At 65.6% G+C, this 18,750-nt stretch carries 16 protein-coding genes; 2 read left to right on the plus strand and 14 right to left on the minus strand.

Annotated elements, in window-relative coordinates; genetic code table 11:
- Positions 1 to 951, plus strand: coding sequence for an EF-P lysine aminoacylase EpmA (gene epmA / locus F3N42_RS13775; protein WP_150865069.1), 951 nt, complete (start codon positions 1 to 3; stop codon positions 949 to 951).
- A gap of 21 nt (positions 952 to 972) precedes the next feature.
- Here epmA and F3N42_RS13780 read toward each other — a convergent pair whose 3' ends face one another.
- From F3N42_RS13780 to F3N42_RS13790, 3 genes are all read right to left on the minus strand, one after another.
- Positions 973 to 2,004, minus strand: a complete 1,032-nt coding sequence (locus F3N42_RS13780; RefSeq protein ID WP_191621440.1) for a DUF481 domain-containing protein — start codon at positions 2,002 to 2,004, stop codon at positions 973 to 975.
- Between the two features lie 76 nt (positions 2,005 to 2,080).
- A complete protein-coding gene (locus F3N42_RS13785) occupies positions 2,081 to 3,403 on the minus strand; it encodes a sensor histidine kinase (RefSeq protein WP_150865071.1) in 1,323 nt (440 codons plus the stop codon).
- Positions 3,403 to 4,095, minus strand: a complete 693-nt coding sequence (locus tag F3N42_RS13790; protein WP_224784942.1) for a response regulator transcription factor — start codon at positions 4,093 to 4,095, stop codon at positions 3,403 to 3,405. The genes F3N42_RS13785 and F3N42_RS13790 overlap by 1 nt, the downstream gene beginning before the upstream one ends.
- A gap of 210 nt (positions 4,096 to 4,305) precedes the next feature.
- On the opposite strand from F3N42_RS13790, the gene F3N42_RS13795 reads away from it, so the two are divergent.
- Positions 4,306 to 4,797, plus strand: a complete 492-nt coding sequence (locus F3N42_RS13795; RefSeq protein WP_150865072.1) for a Spy/CpxP family protein refolding chaperone — start codon at positions 4,306 to 4,308, stop codon at positions 4,795 to 4,797.
- 240 nt (positions 4,798 to 5,037) lie between these two features.
- Here F3N42_RS13795 and F3N42_RS13800 read toward each other — a convergent pair whose 3' ends face one another.
- The 11 genes from F3N42_RS13800 to pstA form a co-directional block, all read right to left on the minus strand.
- A complete protein-coding gene (locus tag F3N42_RS13800) occupies positions 5,038 to 6,768 on the minus strand; it encodes a hypothetical protein (protein ID WP_150865073.1) in 1,731 nt (576 codons plus the stop codon).
- Between the two features lie 133 nt (positions 6,769 to 6,901).
- The gene (locus F3N42_RS13805; RefSeq protein ID WP_150865074.1) at positions 6,902 to 10,081 is read right to left on the minus strand and encodes a carboxypeptidase regulatory-like domain-containing protein; all 3,180 of its coding nucleotides are present in this window, start codon (positions 10,079 to 10,081) and stop codon (positions 6,902 to 6,904) included.
- Positions 10,072 to 11,232 carry a tetratricopeptide repeat protein gene (locus F3N42_RS13810; RefSeq protein WP_150865075.1) on the minus strand — a complete coding sequence of 387 codons (1,161 nt, stop codon included), beginning with the start codon at positions 11,230 to 11,232 and terminating at the stop codon, positions 10,072 to 10,074. The genes F3N42_RS13805 and F3N42_RS13810 overlap by 10 nt, the downstream gene beginning before the upstream one ends.
- A 4-nt stretch (positions 11,233 to 11,236) precedes the next feature.
- A complete protein-coding gene (locus F3N42_RS13815) occupies positions 11,237 to 11,881 on the minus strand; it encodes an energy transducer TonB (protein WP_224784943.1) in 645 nt (214 codons plus the stop codon).
- A gap of 1 nt (position 11,882) precedes the next feature.
- Positions 11,883 to 12,293, minus strand: a complete 411-nt coding sequence (locus F3N42_RS13820; RefSeq protein ID WP_150865076.1) for an ExbD/TolR family protein — start codon at positions 12,291 to 12,293, stop codon at positions 11,883 to 11,885.
- A gap of 4 nt (positions 12,294 to 12,297) precedes the next feature.
- Positions 12,298 to 12,942, minus strand: a complete 645-nt coding sequence (locus F3N42_RS13825) for a MotA/TolQ/ExbB proton channel family protein (RefSeq protein WP_150865077.1) — start codon at positions 12,940 to 12,942, stop codon at positions 12,298 to 12,300.
- A gap of 3 nt (positions 12,943 to 12,945) precedes the next feature.
- Positions 12,946 to 14,361 carry a MotA/TolQ/ExbB proton channel family protein gene (locus F3N42_RS13830; protein WP_150865078.1) on the minus strand — a complete coding sequence of 472 codons (1,416 nt, stop codon included), beginning with the start codon at positions 14,359 to 14,361 and terminating at the stop codon, positions 12,946 to 12,948.
- Positions 14,358 to 15,137, minus strand: a complete 780-nt coding sequence (locus tag F3N42_RS13835) for a DUF3450 family protein (RefSeq protein WP_150865079.1) — start codon at positions 15,135 to 15,137, stop codon at positions 14,358 to 14,360. Before F3N42_RS13835 ends, F3N42_RS13830 begins: the two co-directional genes overlap by 4 nt.
- A 373-nt stretch (positions 15,138 to 15,510) precedes the next feature.
- Positions 15,511 to 16,233: a phosphate signaling complex protein PhoU gene (gene phoU, locus F3N42_RS13840; protein ID WP_150865080.1), complete on the minus strand. Its 723-nt coding sequence runs from the start codon at positions 16,231 to 16,233 to the stop codon at positions 15,511 to 15,513.
- Positions 16,234 to 16,258: 25 nt separating this feature from the next.
- Positions 16,259 to 17,086 carry a phosphate ABC transporter ATP-binding protein PstB gene (pstB, locus tag F3N42_RS13845; protein ID WP_150865081.1) on the minus strand — a complete coding sequence of 276 codons (828 nt, stop codon included), beginning with the start codon at positions 17,084 to 17,086 and terminating at the stop codon, positions 16,259 to 16,261.
- A 5-nt stretch (positions 17,087 to 17,091) separates the two neighbouring features.
- Complete coding sequence (gene pstA, locus F3N42_RS13850; RefSeq protein ID WP_150865082.1) at positions 17,092 to 18,750, minus strand: phosphate ABC transporter permease PstA; 1,659 nt, start codon at positions 18,748 to 18,750, stop codon at positions 17,092 to 17,094.

Genomic DNA, 18,750 nt, shown 5'->3' on the forward strand with positions numbered 1-18,750 from the left:
GTGCGGTCCTTTGAGCCGACGGCAAGCACCCGCGCGTTGCGCGCACGGGCGGACGTGCTGGCCACCATCCGCGACTTCTTCGCCCGTCGCCATGTCATGGAAGTGGAGACCCCGGTGCTGTCGGCAGCCGGTAATTCCGACCCGGGAATCGAACAGCTGGCCGGCGGCGATCGCTGGCTGCGCACCTCGCCCGAGTACGCGATGAAACGCCTGCTGGCGGCGGGCAGTGGCGATATCTATGAACTGGGCCGGGTCTTTCGCGCCGGCGAGGCCGGCCGCCGTCACAATCCCGAATTCACACTACTGGAGTGGTACCGGCTGGGTTGGCCACTGTCCCGCCTGATGGACGAGACGGCCACGCTGGTGAATGCCTGCGGCGCCTGCTTCGACCGGCAATGGCGGGTCAACACGCTTGAGTACGGCGACTGGTTGCACGAAACGACCGGCATCGACCCGCATCGTGATGATGTCACCCGCCTGCGTACGGCGGTGCGTGATCACGGCATCCACTTCGACGGGCTGGCGCAATGTGACCGCGATACCTGCCTGGACCTGCTGGTCAGCCACGTCGCCGAGGCCGCGCTGCCCACCGATGCCATGACCCTGGTCCACGGCTACCCGGCCAGCCAGGCCGCGCTGGCACGGCTGGATGGCGGCGACCCGCCGGTGGCCCTGCGATTCGAGCTGTACCTGGGCCAGGTGGAACTCGCCAACGGCTATGATGAACTGACCGACGCCGCGGAGCAGCGCTTCCGTTTCGAGTCGGAGAACCGCAAGCGCCAGGCCGACGGGCAGCCCATCCGTCCCCTGGACGAGCGCCTGCTGGCGGCGCTGGCATCGGGCCTGCCGGCCTGTAGCGGCGTGGCCCTGGGTGTCGATCGCCTGCTGATGGCCTGCCTGGACGCCGAGGCCATCGACCAGGTCATCGCCTTTCCCGCCCCCATCGCCTGAACACCGCGATACCGGGGGGTATCAGTAAGTCCAACCCACCGATGACGTCAGGCCATAGTCCGTGGTCTCGGCGTCCTGCGACAGCGGATCACTGTCGTAGTTGAGGTAAGCCTGCATCGACCAGTACAGGTCACTGACGATCTCGAGCTTGAACGTCGAGGTGAAATCGGCGCGCCAGCGACCGAAGTCGGTCAGGCTGGGATAGACCAGCAATTGCGTGTCCCAGGAGCGCTTGGGGTGGGCATAGCGGAAATAACGATGGCGCAAGCCGCCGACGGCCTCGACACTGAGCTCGGACTCGGCGTCCTTCGGGTTCTCCTGTGACACCACCAGGCCGGCCTGGCCGGTAAACCAGGTACGGTTGGTCTTGGTGAAATACTGGCCAATGGCCCCACCCGCGTAGATACGCAGGTCAACGCCCAGGGCCTCGTTGCTTTCCAGGCCGGCCATGTAAGTCCGAAACCGCAGGCTGGGCAGGAAATACTGGTAGGCGACGGTCAGCGACTGCTTGGTCTGCTCGTCGACATCGTCACTGCCCTGGCGGGTGACATAGGAACTGCCGTTCGCTTCCAGCAACCGGTTCTCGGTCAGGTAGCTGAAACTGCCGGCGAAATTCAGGTTGGTGATCTCGGTCGACTTGGCGTAGTCGATGCCCGCGGACAGGTCGATGTTCATCTTGTCCCAAACGGTCGCCTCCACCGGCCATGCGGCCACGACCTCCGAGGGCTGCAGCTCCAGCGTGCCATTGGCCGTCACCAGGGAAATACCCTCACCCTCTTCCGGCTTCTGCATCCGCCCCAGGTAACGCTCACCCGTGGTGGTCTCCACGGTCTGGTACTTGCTGCTGATGATGTCGTCGATAAAGCGCCACTCGATATAGACCGTGCCCATGGTATCGGTCTTGAACTCGAGCTGGCCGGCCTCCAGGCTCTTGATTTCACCAGTAATCTTGTCGCCATTACTGAGAATGACCACATCGGTCTTGTCGGCAATCGCCGCTACCGGACCAACCAGCAGCAGCACCAGGCAAAACAACTGAGCGAGGCGCAACATGGGACTTTCACCAGCAAACAAAAGGGACCATTGATGATAACGCGCCTTGGCAAACAGTTCTGCTTCGCGCGCGCCCTCAACCCGCCAGCGGCAGGTGAACACCCATTTCCAGGCCGCCCTGCTCGCGATTGCATGCCTGCAGCTGCCCCTCGTGCCGCCGGACGGCGGCGGCGGCAATCGCCAGTCCCAGGCCATGACCGCCGCTGTGGCGGTCGCGCGCTTCCTGGACGCGATAGAACGGGTCGAAGATGCGCGCTAACTGCTCCGGCGGCACACCCGGCCCGTCGTCGGCGACGATGACGTCCACCCCACCGCGGCCGTCCAGCCGCGCAGCGACCGTGACACTGCCGCGCTCACCGGTATGCCGTATGGCATTGCGAAGCAGGTTTTCAAACGCACGCCAGAGCAGTTCGCGGTTGGCGTCAACGGGTAGTTCACCGGGCAGGTCCAGGCTGATGGCCCGTCGATCATCGGGAATTTCGTAGCCAACCACGTCCACCAGGTCGGACAGCAGCTCGCCCAGGTCGAACCTCGACCGTTCCAGCGGCACGGCGCCGGATGATTCGCGCAGCAGGTCGAGCACCTGGTCCACCAGTTGCTCCAGGCGGTCGCCCTCCAGCTCGATGCGGTCGAGTTCGGCCAGCGCCGGCTGGCCATCCCGCCCGCGCGCCAGCTCCAGCGCGACCCGCAGCCGCGCAAGCGGAGAGCGGAGCTCGTGACTGACATCGCGCAGCAACCGGTGATTGGCGGCCTGCAGCCGCTCCAGGCGCATGGCCATGTCATCGAAATCACGGGCCAGGAGCCCGAATTCATCACGGCGGTCGACCAGTGGCGCACCCACGCGCGCGCTCAGGTCGCCGGTCGCCAGCTGCCGGCTGGCCCGACCCAGTGATTCCAGAGGCCGCGCCAGGTAACGCGCCAGGAAAAAACTCACGATGGCGGCAATCACCGCCGCCAGCAGCAACCGGTGCACCACGCCACGAACGCCGGGCTCCAGCAGGCTCAGCGGCGGTGGACGGCGCAGGATCACCAGCTCGTAGCGGCCGCCGTCTGGCGCGCGCAGCGTCTCGCGCTGCTGGTGCAGACGGCCACCATCGAAGCGGTCGCGCGGCCGGTCACGGCCCAGCACTTCCCGGCCATCCTCGTCGAAAAGGTAAACCTGCCGGCGCATGCCCCGTGGCAATCCGGCGATGGCGTCACGGGCGGCCGGCTCGCCACCGCGGCGCAGCGTCATCGACACCAGGTGGGCGGCCTTGTGGGCACCGCGGTCCCTGTCTTCGAGCTGGGGGTCCTGGAGCACCTGGCGTGCCAGGTGCAGGTTGACCATGGCGCTGACCGCGGCAAAGCCCATGATGCTCAGCCACAGCGCCAGGAACAGCTTCCAGAACAGCCGTGGCATCAGCCGGCCCCGTCCGCGGCCAGCACGTACTGGTAGCCAATCCCGCGCACCGTCTGGATGCGCTCGCGGCCATCGGCCAGCGGGCCCAGCTTGCGGCGCAGGTTGCTCATGTGCATGTCGATGCTGCGATCGAAACGGACCGGCTCGCGCCCCAGCGCCGCCAGGTAGAGATCACGCTTGTCGACCACCTGCCCCACGCGCGAAAGCAGCGCCTGCGCCAGGCTGAACTCAGTGCTGGTCAGGGCCACGGGCTGGCCGTCGACGCGCAGCTCACGGCTGGACGGGCGCAACTCCACGTCATCGGCGCGAAGCACCTCGGCCATCATGCCGCCCGCCCGGCGCAACACGGCCCGCAGGCGGGCGACCAGCTCGCGTGGATTGCAGGGCTTGGGCAGGTAGTCGTCAGCGCCCAGTTCCAGGCCCAGGATGCGGTCCAGGTCTTCGCCGCGTGCAGTCAGCATCACCACCGGCAGCGCCGAGTCCCGCCGCAGCGCCTTCAGCACCTCCAGGCCACTCTGGCCCGGCATCATGATGTCCAGCACCATGGCGTCGACCCCGGGCGCCCTCGCGGCGTCCAGCGCCGCCTGGCCATCATGGGCCATGCGCACGTCGAAACCCTCCTGGCGCAAATACTCGCCCAGCAGCTCGACCAGCTCTTCGTCGTCATCGGCAATGAGGATGGTTTCTGCCACTGTCGCTCAGCATTCCAGGAGGCGGTTCATGCAGCGATTCTAATCAAAGCCGGCCTTGATGGCCCGCTCACCAGGGCGCCCGCACACCCTTCTTTACACGCTTTTACACGCGCGAGAGGTAATCCGACACCCCGCTGGTGTCCTATATGTCGTGAGTGATGCGGACGGCCACCCGGGCCCCGCCACCGCGATAACCACAGGAGCTATGACATGACATTTTCACTGAAACGCACCACCCTGGCATCCACCGCGGCCGCCCTGGCGCTGATGGCCGGCACGGCCGTCGCCGGACCCGGCCACGACCATGACCGCGGCCACCGCGGCGCACCGCCGGACATGTCCGCGATGATGCTGCGCCACCTGGGCCACCAGGTGAAGTCCCTGGACCTGGACGATTCCCAGGAAGCCGCCATCAAGGCGATCTTCGAGTCCAGCAAGGCCGACCTGGAAGCCAACAAGCTGGCCGCGAAAGATAACCGCAAGGCCCTGCACGAGCTGCTGATGGCCGATACCCTGGATGAAGGCGCCCTGGCCACGCTGGCCCGCGCCGAAGGTGAACTGGTGGCCGAGCGCATCGTCATCGCCGCCACCACCGCCAGCCAGGTGAAGGCCAACCTGAGCAGCGACCAGCCCGCCGAACTGGAAGCCAACATCGACGAGCGCCGCGAGCGCTTCGCCTCCCGGGCGACGCGTAACGAGTGACGCGTAACGGGTGACGCGTGACGCGTGACGCGTGACGCGAAGGCTGCAGGGTGCCTGCAAGGTCACATCAAGAACCCGACCTTGCCCACCCGCCACAATCACGCCACGGTCACGCGCGACCTCTCAACTGGCACCGCGTTACGCGTCACGCGTCACGCGTAACCTGTGAAGCGTCACGCGTAACCAAAAAAAAGGGCCGGAAAATCCGGCCCTTTTTTTGTACCGCTTTGAGTTCAGCGATTATTCGCCACCGGTCACCTGGTGGGTCCAGCCAACGGTCCAGTCGCTGGAGCCGTCGAAGCCACCACGGTAGGACGTGGCGTCGATGAACTGGTTGCTGGTGTCAGCCACACCGCCGGAGAGGGCCGGTGAGCCCGGCATCGGCAGGTAGATGTTCAGCATCGGGTCAACGGCTTCGTTGCCGGTGAACTCGCTGGAGCCGAAGTAATCAGCCACTGAGAACGGTGCGGCGTCGTCGTCGACGAAGTCCACGTCACAGTCGATGATCACACCGTTGAAGGCGCTGACGTCGGCGTTCGGAGCAGCCGGGGTGCCAGCGGCGTTGTACGTGGCCGGGGCGTCGTCCCACTCGATGCAGCCGGTCGGGAAACCGGAAACGATGGTGTTGAAGATACGACCACCGGAACCGTCCTTGAACAGGATGCCGGAGTCACCGTTGCCGTTACCCAGGAAGGTGTAGTTGGCGACGGTCGGGGTGGCACGCGGATCAGCGTCAAACGAATCCGGGTTGCTGGCACCTTCGATACCGAAGTCTTCGCCGAAACCTTCGCCGTGGATGACCAGGCCGTACTGCAGGTTGCCGCTGTAGCCCAGGTCCCAGTCCACCGCGTCATCACCACCCTCGGTGACGACCATGTACTTGACGTTAACGGTGCCGCCGAAGAACTCGACGCCGTCATCCTGGCCACGGTAGGCCTGCAGGTGATGCACGGTGGTGCCGCTGCCGACGCCCTGGAAGGTGAAGGAGTTCACCTCGGCGTTGGGCTGGAACTCGATGCCCGCGTAACGCACCTGGAAGTAGCTGATTTCACCGCTGGAATCGAACGGGTCATCGCCACCGAAAGACTGGGTCTGGTCGAACTCGGACGCACACGGTGCGGCGTTGCACGGCGCGTTACCGGACACCACCAGGCCACCCAGGTCACCCGGGTTCGGCGTGGTGCCAGCGATAAAACCGTCGTTCGGGCTGGTCAGCACGATCGGGGCCGTCGGCGTACCGTTGGCGAAGATCTTCGAACCCGGGCTGACGTACAGGTAGTCCGTCGTCTGGCCGGCGCCGATGATCGTGGTGCCCGGCTCGATGGTGATCGTGCCCGGGTTTTCGTTGTAGTCACCGATACGCACCAGGCCGTCCAGCACCCAGGTGGTGTCGTTGGTCAGCACGATGTCTTCGTTGTAGACACCGGTCAGCGTGCAAGCGCGCGGAATGACACCGAAGTCACTGGCGAAATCGGGGCAGCCCTCGAACTCGGTCTTGTAGGCGCACTGCTTGTTGGCGCCGGCCACCGGCTGCAGGGCGCCCAGGTCCATGTCGGCGAAACCGGAGTCTTCGCTCATGTCCAGGTTGAAGCTGATGCTGTTGCACGAGTTGATCGTGACCGTCGCCGTACCCACCGGGGCGCCACCGACCAGGCTGGCCGGAACCGGACCCTCGAAGGCCAGGACGGGGACTTCGGCATTCTCGAACTGGTTCTCGAGGAAGTTACCGGTGATGATCAGCCAGGTCGGTGCGCCGGCCTCATCGTAGGTGTACAGCGCGCCGTAGAAGTTGTGCATGCCGTTGCCGAGCGGGGTGATCGTGGTGACGACACCTTCGCCATCTGCTGCCGGGTTGTAGTAGGCATTGTTGAACGACTCGCTCAGCTTGACCGCCGCGGACGCGTCGCCGGCGTAGATCGCGCCAGCTGCCACGCACAGCGGGGCAAGGTAACGTACAGAAGAAATGTTCACTCTGACTCCCTCCAGGGATTAATTTATGACTTGAGTAAGGACATGGCCGTCTGCCGGGACATGCGACCTGCTACGTTACCGATGGTTTGTGACAGTAATGTTTCCCGGAGACGGGAAATCGTCATATTCAGAGTCAGAAGCTCCATTCCAGGCCGACGCTGATGTCCACGCCACGCTTGTAGTAGCGGGTGATCTCGTCGCCCTGGGTGAACTCGACGCCCGGGTCGAGCAGGTTCTTCAGCTTCAGGCTCAGGCGCCAGTCGTCGCCAAAACGACGCTTGTAGACGAAATCCAGCTGCGGATACGGCTCTTCGTAGATGTCGGGCTGGCCCAGCACACCCGCCTGGGTGATGCGTGCGCCAAACTCGTTGTACAGCAGCGTCCACTCGGTCGGGCTTTCGGGGTTGTAGTAGCCCAGGCTGAGGTTGAACACCCACGGTGACTGGCCCTGCAACGGTCGGTCGGGGTTGGTCTGCGTGGTGGTGCTGGTGTCGATCTCCACGCTGGACTCGATCCAGGCATAGTTGACCGAGAACTGGTAGTTGTCCCAGTCGAACGGGCCAATAAAGCCCCAGTCGAGTTCTTCCAGCCAGTTCAGCCAGCCGACCTTGCCGATCCACTCCAGGGTCTGCGAGTAGTCGAACTCCACGCCCGACAGTTCGGCGCCCAGTGCGTTCTGCAGGGTGATGATCTTGGCCGAGCCGCCCGACGAGAAGGTTTTTTCGATCGGGTTGGTGAAGTCCTTGTAGAACGCGGCCACGGAAAAGCTCTCGCTGGGCGAGAAGTAGTATTCCCAGCGCAGGTCGTAGTTCTTCAGCTGCGCGGTCACCAGGTCCGGGTTACCCACGGTAATGATGTCCAGCAACGGGTCCAGGTACGGCGCCGGCGCCATTTCACGGAAGTCCGGACGGTTCACGGACTCGGCGTACACGGCGCGGAACTGCGCGGCATCGCTGTAGGCCCAGGTCGCGGCCACGGACGGCAGCATGTCCTTCTGCTCGATGGTGCCGATCACCGGCGGCGCGTCGGGGTTGGCCAGGTTGGCGGTGACCACTTCCTGGTAGTTGTCTTCCTCGCGCAGGCCGGCGGTCAGGCGGAACTGCTCGTCGAACAACATGACGTCCAGGTTCAGGAACATCGCTTCCAGCGTCTGCGTGGCCGTGTAGGTATCGGTCGCGCGCGTGGATTCCCTGAGCTGCAGGATTGACGGCTCGATGTAGTCCGGCGTGTACAGCTCCCAGTACTCCAGGTTCCTGAGATCGTTGGGAATCCGGCCCTGGAACGAGAAGGTACGGATGCTGGCGAAACGGTCACGCTCCAGGTCGCTGACGCCAGCGGTCAGCGCCAGGCGATGGCGGCCGAAGGTAAACGGCAGTGTGCTGTCGACGGTAAAGTGGTCCAGGTTGTCTTCCAGCTCCGACCAGGTCTGCGAATTGCTGTCCGAGCGGGTGGAAACGATGTAGATGCCATCCTCGTCATCGTCGTCGCGACGGCTCTTGCGGGTGTTGGGCTCATCGCGCATGGCCGTGGCGTCGGTGTACTGCCAGTCCAGCGTCCACTCGGGCAGCGGCAGCGCGTGCGAACCCAGCAACTGGTAGGACAGCAGCTCGTTCTCGATCCAGATGAACTCCGTGCGGCGCAGGACCTGGCTGTCCTGCTCGCCGTCGGTCACCTTGGTCTCGTCCGCGGCCTGGCGCAGCAGCATGGCGTTGAAGCTCAGCTTCTGGTTGCTGGCGAGTTCCAGGCCGGTGTTGGCGAACAGGCCGGTGTCGATGTAGTTGATGGTGCGGTCGACGACCGTGTCATCCGCCTGCTGCAGGTCGCCCTCGGTACCGACGGCGCTGTAGGTGCGGCGCTCTTCTTCCACCTGGCCCCACTTGTTGTCGTACTTGAAGGCGGTCATGAAGCCCCAGCGATTGCCGTTGCCGAAACCCCAGGAATTGCCGAACGACCCGGACAGCCCCAGGTCCGCCGGGATGTCTTTTTCCAGCGGCTCGTAGCTGCTCTTGGCCGCCAGGTCTTCGCCGAAGACCTCGACCTCGTCCTGCTTAAAGCCGTCCGGGTTGGTGAACGAGAACGGCGTCAGGAACGTGCCGTCGGCCAAAGCCTCGCGCATCGACTCGGGCGGCTCGCGGGTGCCGTCGTCGTAGCCCAGCCAGTCGTCGTCACCGCCTTCGTAGGTCAGGCCGGTTTCGCCCGTCGTGCCCTCGCGGTAGCCCACGCTGGCGCTCAGGTTCATTTGCAGCTCGGGCGGGTACGACACGGTGCGAAGTTGCACGGTACCGCCGCCGAAATCACCGGGCAGGTTGGCCGACGCAGTCTTTTGCACCACCACGGCCTCGATGACATCGGTGGGGAACAGCGTCAGCGGCACCACGCGCCGGGTCGGGTCCGGGCTGGGGATGACGGCGTTGTTCAGCAACACGCTGGAATAGCGCTCACCCAGGCCGCGCACGTAGATGTACTGGCCGCCGACCAGGGTCAGGCCGGTCACGCGCTTGAGCGCGCCGGCGGCGTCGGAGTCGCCCGCGCGGGAAATCTGTTCGGAACTGAGCACGTCAGTCACGCCGTCAGATTCACGCCGCTCGGCCAGGACGGAGGCCAGGGAGCCGGCGATATAGGGTTCGATGACGACGAACTCCGGCAGCTCGGAACCGGCCGGGGTCAGTTCCAGCGCCAGTTCCTCGCGGTCGTTGGCGGGCACGGCAATGCCGTCGCGGGTCACCGTGTTGAAACTCGAATGCAGCACCGAAATCGAGTACTCGCCGGACGGCACTTCGACCTCGAAGTGGCCCTCGTCATCGGTGCGGATATCCCGCGACAGGCCGCTGATGAACACGCGCGCGCCGGCGATCGGCTCGCCGCCATCGGCGCTGACCAGGCGTCCGGCCAGGATGCCGGGCTCGCCGTCGGCCTGCTCGGCCACGCCGGTCTCCGCCGCACCGGCGGACACGCCCGCGGCCGAGGACTCGACATCCACCAGCGTGCTCAGGCCGCGGGTGATGTTGACGATCCACTGGCTGACTTCGTCTTCATTGGCCAGGACCTGCTGGTCCAGCACCACCAGGTCCTGGTCACGCAGTTCCAGCACGTGCAGGCCGGGCGGCACCGGGAAGGTGGCCACGCCGCCGTCGTCGGTGGCGGCCACAACCTGGCCGTCCACCAGCACCTCGATGTACTGCTGCGGCAGGCCTTTCTTGAACACGTACAGGGTCATGCTGGCGTCGTCGGCCAGTGCCCCGGTGGCCAGCGAGGCCGTGATGACGGCCGCCAGCAGGCGGCCGCGCGCGCGCGCGCCGAATGTCACAGGCATTGCCAGCTATCCCCTTCGCAGTCCTGGATGGCGCTGCGCAGCTCGGCGGCCTTGCGGAACAGGTCCGACCGGGTCAACTGCGACAGGTTGGCTTCGGCGGCCGTGAACTGGCCGGTCTTGAATTGTGAATAGGCCAGCGCGTAGCGAATGTCTTCATCCGACAGCAGGCCCAGGCGCAACAGGTCCTGCTCCATGGCGGCGGCCTGCGCGAAACGCTGCATTTCCAGCAACAGGGCCAGGCGCTGCTTGATCTTGGTGGCCTGGTCGGTGATCGAGCCGTTCAGCAGCAACGCCCGGTACGGCTGGCCGGCACGACGGTACAGTTCGGCGGCTTCGCTCAGCAACACCGGGTCCAGGTGGCTGGCCTCGTAGATCAGGTCGGCGGCCGAATGCATCTGGCCGCGGTCGATATAGGTATGTGCCAGCACCTTCTTGACGTTCACATCGGCCGGAAAACGCAGCTGCGCCAGTTCCAGCAGCCGGGTGGCCTCAATCAGTTCACCGCTGGCGCGCATGGCGTTGCCCAGGGCGACATAGTCCTCGAGCTTGCCGTCGCTGCGGGCCAGGTAGTCACGGCCCTGCTCGGCGGCTTCCTGGAACAGGCCCATGTCCATCAGGAAAAAGACCTTGCGCCGCTGGAACGCCGCATCATCGGGGAAAATCTCCGAGGCCTGGTCCAGCGTGGCCAGCGCCATGGCGTGATCTTCCAGCAGCCAGTAACACTGCGCGCGCATGTGGTAGATGGAGGCGACGCGCTGCAGGTCGGGGCCGGCGCGGTCCAGCGCCGAGATCACGTCTTCATAGCGCTCCAGCGAAAAGTACGCCTGCGCCAGGTAGACGTAGACCACCGACTGGGCCTCGCCGGTGGCGACGGCCTGCTCCAGCGCGTCGATGGCGGGCGCGTATTCATTGCGACGCAGGTGGGTCATGCCGCGCAGCGTGTAGTAGCGCAGCAGGTCGGCGTCCTCGGCCTCCAGGTCGACCTGGTCCAGCGCCGCCACGGCGCGGTCCAGGTTACCGTCGCGCAGCATCAGCGCGGCCAGGTCCAGGTAGTTGACGTCATCATCCTCACCCTGCCCCAGCGCGGGGACGGCGATCGCGAATGCCAGCAGCAGCGCCAGGAGGCGTATGGTGTTGTTCAGGTTTTTCACGTTATCAACTCAGGTCGAAGCGCACGCGCTGCTTGGCCCAGGCGCGTACGGCCTTGCCCTGGTAGGTGGCGGGCTCGAATCGCCAGGTGCTGACGCCTTGCACGGCCACTTCGTCGAACACGCCTTCGGGCGAGGACTCGACAATCTCGATTTGCTCAATCTCACCGGTCACGCCAATCAGCAGCGACAGCACCACGTAGCCCTTCACACCCTGCGCCTTGGCGCGCGGCGGGTACTGCATCGGCGACTGGAAGGTCGCGCGCGGCGGGTCATCGACGGTGTCGTCGGTCATGACCATGGAATCCGCACCGCCCAGCAGGTCGCCGTCCAGCGCGTTCAGGTCGGACATGTCGAAGCCCGGCAGGCCAAAGTCGATGCCGGACAGGTTGCCGGACAGGCCGGCCAGCGGTGGCGGCGGCGTGCGCGGCGCGCGGCGCGGTTTCGGCTTGGGCTTGGGCTGCTGCACCACTTCCTTCTTCGGCGGCGGCTTGCGCTCAAACACGATCTGGTCGCCGTCGTCGCCGTCGTTACGGTCAAGGCCGTCGGCAAAGTGGTTGATCAGCACCACCATGCCCAGCACCAGGATCGAACCCAGCACCATGGACGCGAACGCGCTGACCAGTCGTTTCATGCGGGTGGAACGCTTCATATCAGCCCGCCCCCGCCTCCTCGACGGTGGCCACGCCCACATCGGTGGCGCCGGCCAGGCGGGCCTGGTCGACCACTTCCACCAGGCGGCCGGCAGGCACGCCGTCGTCGGTGATCACCAGCACGGACTTGCCGGTGCTGCCGGCCAGCAGGTCGCGGATGCGGCTCTGGATCACCCACACGCGCACGGGCTCACCGTCCAGGTAGATGTCGCCAGCGTTGTCGATGTACAGGCGAATCGCCTTGGTCGACGCCGTGGTCGCGGTGCTGGCCGCGGGCCGGTTCAGGTCCAGCTTCATGTCCTTGACGAAGGTCGTCGAGACCATGAAGAAAATCAGCAGGATGAACACCATGTCGATCAACGGCGAGATGTTGATGTCGTCGACGGTGTCTTTTCGCTCACGATAACGCATGTCTTCAGCCTCCCACCGGGACGGCGCCGGCGGCGGCCATCTCATCGGTGTGTTCGGCGCAGAGGATGTCTTTCATCTGCGCCAGTTCCAGTTGCATGTCCTGCTGCTTGCGATTCAGCATGCCGTTGACGATCAGGCCCGGGATGGACACGGCCAGGCCCATCTGGGTGGTGAACAGCGCCTGCGAGATGCCGCCGGCGATACCACCGGACTGCGAGTACAGCGACATGTCACCCAGCGAATCGAAGGTCTCGATCATGCCGATGACCGTGCCCAGCAGGCCCAGCAACGGCGCCACCATGACGATGGTCTTGATCAGCACGTCGTAGCGCTTGATATCGCGTTCCTCTTCCCAGAACGCGTCGTCCAGGAAACCGCGCAGTTCGATCACGCCGCTGCCCTTCAGGCGCAGGCCCTTGCGCGCCGCGCGCACCATTACGCCATCGCTTTTCGGCGGCTTGCCGGCGGCCAGGCGTTTCGCCGTCTTGTCCAGCAGGTTGCGCGCGCCGCGTGCGGTGCCGCGCTGCAGTGCCGCGAAGCGGTAGCCGATGGCGAACCACAGCACCACCATCAGCACGATCAGCGGTGGCATCACCCAGCCGCCGGCCTCGACGTACGACAGCAGTTCAGAGATAAACGAAGCGCCCATGGGTCAGGCCGTCCGCCGGTGTTCCTTGAACTGGTTGATCACCCGCAGGGCGCCCTTCTCCATGCCGTCCTTGATGGACTCGGCCCAGCCAGACAGCACGTTGCCGAACAGCAGCGCCGGGATGGCCACGGCCAGGCCCAGTTCGGTGGTCACCAGGGCGATGGAGATACCGCCGGACAGCAGCTTCGGATCACCGGTACCAAACTCGGTAATGATGTCGAAGGTGGTAATCATGCCCGTCACCGTGCCCAGCAGGCCCAGCAGCGGCGCCACCGCGGCGATCACCAGGATGATCGCGCCGAAGCGGTTCAGGTGCGAAGACTCGTGCAGGATCGCCTCGGAGATAATGTCCTCCAGGTGATCGCGGTCGCGCTCCAGGTTGCGCACCGCGGCGCCCACCACGCGGGCGGTGGAGCCCTTGAAGTTCTTGCAGGCCTCCAGCGCACCGTCGATATCACCGGCGCGGACCTTGCCGCCGACGCTGTCGACAATCTTCGAGGTCGAGGCGCTGGCGCCACGCAGGAAGAAGAAGCGCAGCACGACCAGGACCAGGGCCAGGATGCCCAGGCCGACGATGATCCAGCCGATGGTGCCGCCGGAGTTGATGACGCTGAGGATGGTCTTGCCTTCCTTCTCCTCGATGGCGCGGGTCTCGTTCTCAAACAGGAAGATCCCCAGCTGGTCCGGGCGGCTGCCGGCGGCCAGGGCGTCGGCCGTCGCCTCGGCCGGCACCGACCAGACTTTCAGGCGGCCTTCGCCTGCCGGCGCCAGCGCGCCGCTGCCCTGGGCGCTGTGGCCATAGGCAGCGATGTTGCCAACGCGGACGATCTCGCCCTGCACCTCGGTGCCGTCACGCAGGAAGTACGCGCCCGGCTTCGTGTGCATGGTGCCGACCTGGTCCAGCAGGCGCACGGCATGGCCGAACACGGTGCCGATGCGCTCGCCATCCGGGCTCGACAGGTAGGCCTCGGAGCCCAGTTCCTCGACGCCGTAGGGTTCCAGCGTCGAGTCGGCCTGCAGGAAGGTCGCTTCCAGCGTCGTGCGGGCGTCGTCGACGCCTTCCAGTTCACGCTGCGCGTCGGTCATCAGCGCCTGCATGCGCTCGGCCTCGGACTGCAGGCCGATCCACTCACCCTCTACGCGGTCGATCTGCGCTTCCTTGGTGGATTCGTCATTGCTGGCCTGCGCCTCGAAATCGGCGACGCGCTTCTGCAGGTCGCGCAGCTGCGCGTTCAGGAAGGCGTATTCTTTCTGGTAGGCGGCTTTCAGCTGGTCCAGCGCCTCGGTGGGGTTCACCGGCGGCACCGGCTCCGGGGCCGGCTGGGCCGGCGCGGCCTCGTCCTGCGCCCAGGCGGAGGCGGTGAACAGCAGGCCAGCGGCCAGGCCGGCACGGGTCAGGTAGTGGCTAGCGAGCTTCACGACGCTTCTCCTTCCAGCGGCAACGCTTCGGGCAGTTCGAAGTAGCCCTGGCGTATCTGTTTGCGCAGTGAGTCGAACAGGCGCGCGACCAGGTCCTGGTCCTTGGCGGAATCCAGCTTCTCCCAGCGCCAGCCCTGCGGCGTGGCCACGGCGCGGCCGTATTCCAGGTCGCGGGTGCGGAAATACATCATCACGCTGCCCAGCTTGGCCACGTCGACCAGCACGTTGCTGCCCTCGAGCTCGATCGACTGCGAGTAGATGGCGTTCTCGCGGGAAATACGGAATTCGTCTTCGATGAAGGCCCACAGCCGGTTGACGCCGCGCTGCGCGGTGATCACACCGTTATCCAGCTGCGTCTCCAGCTCCTGCAGTTCGGCCAGGCGCTCGGTCACCTTGAACGGGAAGCCGCCGCGCACGTGCTCGCGCAGCGCCGAAACCTGGTTCTTAAGAAATGGCGTCAGTGACTCGGAGCTGACCCCGGCCTCGGCGATCTCGGCGCGCATCTCGTCCAGGTCTTCGCGCAACTGCGTCACTCGCAGGGTTTCGCGGTCGCGGTTGGCTTCCAGGTCGGCCAGCTGCGCGGCCAGGTAGGCCATGCGGTTCTTGTGCTCTTCGCGCCGCAGGTCCAGTTCGGTCTGCAGCTCGTCCACCTGGCCACGCAGGGTGATCAGGCGTTCGGTCAGGGCGTTGGCATCGTCCTGCGCCAGCGCCGCCAGCGGCGACAGCAGCGTCAAGGCCAGCAACACGCGGACAGTCCAGTTCTTTATATGAGTCATCACTTGGTTCCGTTCGAATCACGGTACGGCACGGCCACCCCGGCCAATACCCAGTCGGCGGCATTTTAGGAACCGTGTATGACAGGGATGTGACAAAAACGGTGACGGTCGTCACGCCGCTGTCACACAACCGTCACGACACTGAAACGATGACGTCGCAATATGAATTGCGTTAGTGGGGGGAGTTGGGAAACGGCGCGCTTCGGTGCGCCTTTTCTTTTTGGGTGACGCGTGACGCGTTACGCGTTACGCGGGGGCACAGGCGCCCGCTGCGCCCCATCGAAAACCACAACGAGACCTCACAGCACGAACCGAGTCGCGCTCTCCGCGCGCCCTACCGGCCCAAACCGCGTCACGCGTCACGCGTAACCCGTCACTCCCCGCGGGCTTCGAGCTCCGCAAGGACGCCCTCCAGTCCGGCGTGACGCACGTCCTTGCCGATGACCAGGTAGATCACGTATTCGGCAATGTTCTGGCAGCGATCACCCATGCGCTCGATGGCGCGCGCGGCCCACATGATGTTGAGCACGGTGGGGATGGTGGTGTGGTCCTGGGCCATGTAGGTCATCAGCTGGCGGGTGATGGCCTGGTACTTGATGTCGACCTTTTCGTCGGCACGGGCCACGCGCACGGCGGCACGGACATCGGTACGGGCGAAGGCATCGAGCACGTCGCGCAGCATTTCGCGCACCTGCCCGCCCATGTGCTCGATTTCCAGCCGCGCGGCCGCGTCCAGCGTGCCGTCCAGCTCCTCGTGCACCATGCGCGCGACCCGCTTGATCTCATCGCCGATGCGCTCCAGGTCGTTGATGGTGCGGATCACCGCCATCACCAGGCGCAGGTCGGTGGCCGCCGGCTGGCGCAGCGCGACGATGCGCGTGCACTCCTCGTCGAGTTCCACTTCCAGCGCGTTGACGCGCTGGTCGTTGGCGATGACCTCGGAGGCCAGGTTGCGGTCACCGGTCAGCAGCGCCTGGATGGCGTGCGCCATCTGCTCCTCGACGATGCCGCCCATCTGCAGCACCTTGCTGCGCACGTCCTCGAGTTCCTCGTTGAACTTCTGCGAGATGTGCTGGCCCAGGTTAAGTTTGTCCATTGTCGTATTGCCTTTTTATGCCGGCTCAGCCGTAGCGGCCGGTGATGTAGTCTTCGGTGGCCTTCGCGCGCGGGTTGGTGAACACCTGGTCGGTCTCGCCGAATTCCACCATGCCGCCCATGTACATGAACGCGGTGTAGTCGGACACGCGCGCGGCCTGCTGCATGTTGTGGGTCACGATGATGATGGTGAACTCGCGCGCCAGGTCGTGGATCAGCTCCTCGACCTTCAGCGTGGAGATGGGGTCCAGCGCCGAGCACGGCTCGTCCAGCAGGATGACCTGCGGCCGCACGGCGATAGCACGGGCGATGACCAGGCGCTGCTGCTGGCCGCCGGACAGGCTCAGCCCGGATTCATCCAGGCGGTCCTTGACCTCGTCCCACAGCGCCGCGCCACGCAGCGCCCATTCCACCGCCTCGTCCAGGCGCCGGCGCCGGTTCATGCCCTGCACGCGCAGGCCGTAGGCCACGTTTTCGTAAATGGACTTGGGGAACGGATTCGGCTTCTGGAACACCATGCCGACATCGCGGCGCAGGTCGGCCACGTCCACGCCCTCGTCGTAGATGTTCTCGCCACCCAGCTCGATACGCCCCTCGATGCGACAGTCGTCGACCAGGTCGTTGAGACGGTTGAAGCAGCGCAACAACGTCGACTTGCCGCAGCCGGACGGGCCGATGAACGCGGTCACCTTCTTCTCGGCGATATCCAGGTCGATGTCGCGCAGCGCCTGCGCCTGGCCGTACCAGAGGTTCAGGCCGCGGGCGGTAAACAGCGTCTTGCCCAAGTCCAGGTTGGGATCCATGACCGGCAGGCTCTGTTGCCCAGCCGGCAGCACGGGACTCGGATCGTTCATGTCATTCATGTCTCCAGGCCGCGGTAGCGCTCGCGCAGCCGGTTGCGTATTCCAATCGCCACCAGGTTCAGCAGCAGCGTGATGATCACCAGCAGCAGCGCGGTGGCGTAGACCAGCGGGCGGGCCGCCTCGACGTTGGGGCTCTGGAAGCCGACATCATATATGTGGAAGCCCAGGTGCATGAACTTGCGTTCGAAATGCACGTAAGGGAAGTCGCCGTCCAGCGGCAGCGATGGCGCCAGCTTGACCACGCCCACCAGCATCAACGGCGCCACTTCGCCGGCCGCGCGGGCCACCGCCAGGATCACGCCGGTGAGGATGCCGGGCGTGGCCATCGGCAGGATGGTGCGCCACAGCGTTTCCCAGCGCGTCGCGCCCAGCGCCAGGCTGCCCTCGCGGATGGTCCGCGGGATGCGCGCCAGGCCTTCCTCGGTGGACACGATCACTACCGGCAACGTCAACAGGGCCAGGGTCAGCGCGGCCCAGAACAGTCCGCCGGTGCCAAAGGTCGGTGCCGGCAGGGCCTCGGAGAAGAACAGCCGGTCGATGCCGCCGCCCACGGTATAGATAAAGAAACCCAGCCCGAACACGCCGTAGACAATGGACGGCACGCCGGCCAGGTTGTTGACGGCGATGCGCAGGAAGCTGGTGAACGCACCCTGCGGCGCGTATTCGCGCAGGTAGACCGCGCCGATCACGCCCAGCGGGGTGACGAATACGGTCATCAGCATCACCATCAGCACGGTGCCGTACAGCGCCGGAAAGATACCGCCCTCGGTATTGGCCTCGCGCGGGTCATCGGCCAGGAAGCGCCAGGCCGAGCCCAGCCAGTGCCGCGTCTTCTGTCGCGCGCCCATGGTGTTGGGCTGCCAGGCATCGAGCACGCCGGACAGCGGGTAGCGCTGTTCGTCACCGCCGCTGTCACGCATGATGACGCTGTCGCGGGCGATGTCGTCGTACAGTGATTCCAGGTCGGCCACGGCAGTGTCGAATTCGGACTGCAGGGCGGCCCGTTCGGTTTGCAGTTCGGCATGGGCCTCACCGCCCAGGCGGTCGTCCAGCTCCAGCCGCCGCTCTTCCAGGCGCAGGCGTTCGAGCCGGTAGTTGATGCTGCCGATGACATCCCGCTCGAGGGTGTCAATCTGCGCCCGCAGCTCGGTCGTCCGGGCCAGCCGCTGGCCCAGCTCGGACCAGGCATCATCCGTCACGACCAGCGCGCCCTCCTCTTCCAGGCCCACCAGCCAGCCGAAGAAATCGCCCCAGGTCTCGCGTTGCAGCACCACCAGGGAACGCGGCTGCGAGCGGGCCAGGATGTCGGGCTCCAGCACCCAGGTGAAATCCTGGCCATAGAGGTCGCGGTTGCCGACCTTGACCAGGTGGCGGGTGACCGTCTCCATCTCCTCCGGCAGTTCGCGGCCGGCCTCGCGCAGTCGCTCGGCCGACACGGTCTCGCTGCGGCGCAGCTGGCCGACCATCAAATGCTGGCCGCCGTCCGCACCACGTACCGTCCATTCATGCAGGCCGGACGGCCAGAAGTGCCCCAGGCCACGCCAGCCGATCAGCGCCAGCAGGCCAGCCACCAGCAGGATGCAGGCCGCCACGGCCGCGGCCTGCAACCAGATCCAGGGCATGCCGCCGGAAAGCCATTTGCGGAATCCGTCCAT

The organism is Marinihelvus fidelis, assembly GCF_008725655.1.
Lineage (GTDB): Bacteria > Pseudomonadota > Gammaproteobacteria > Xanthomonadales > SZUA-36 > Marinihelvus > Marinihelvus fidelis.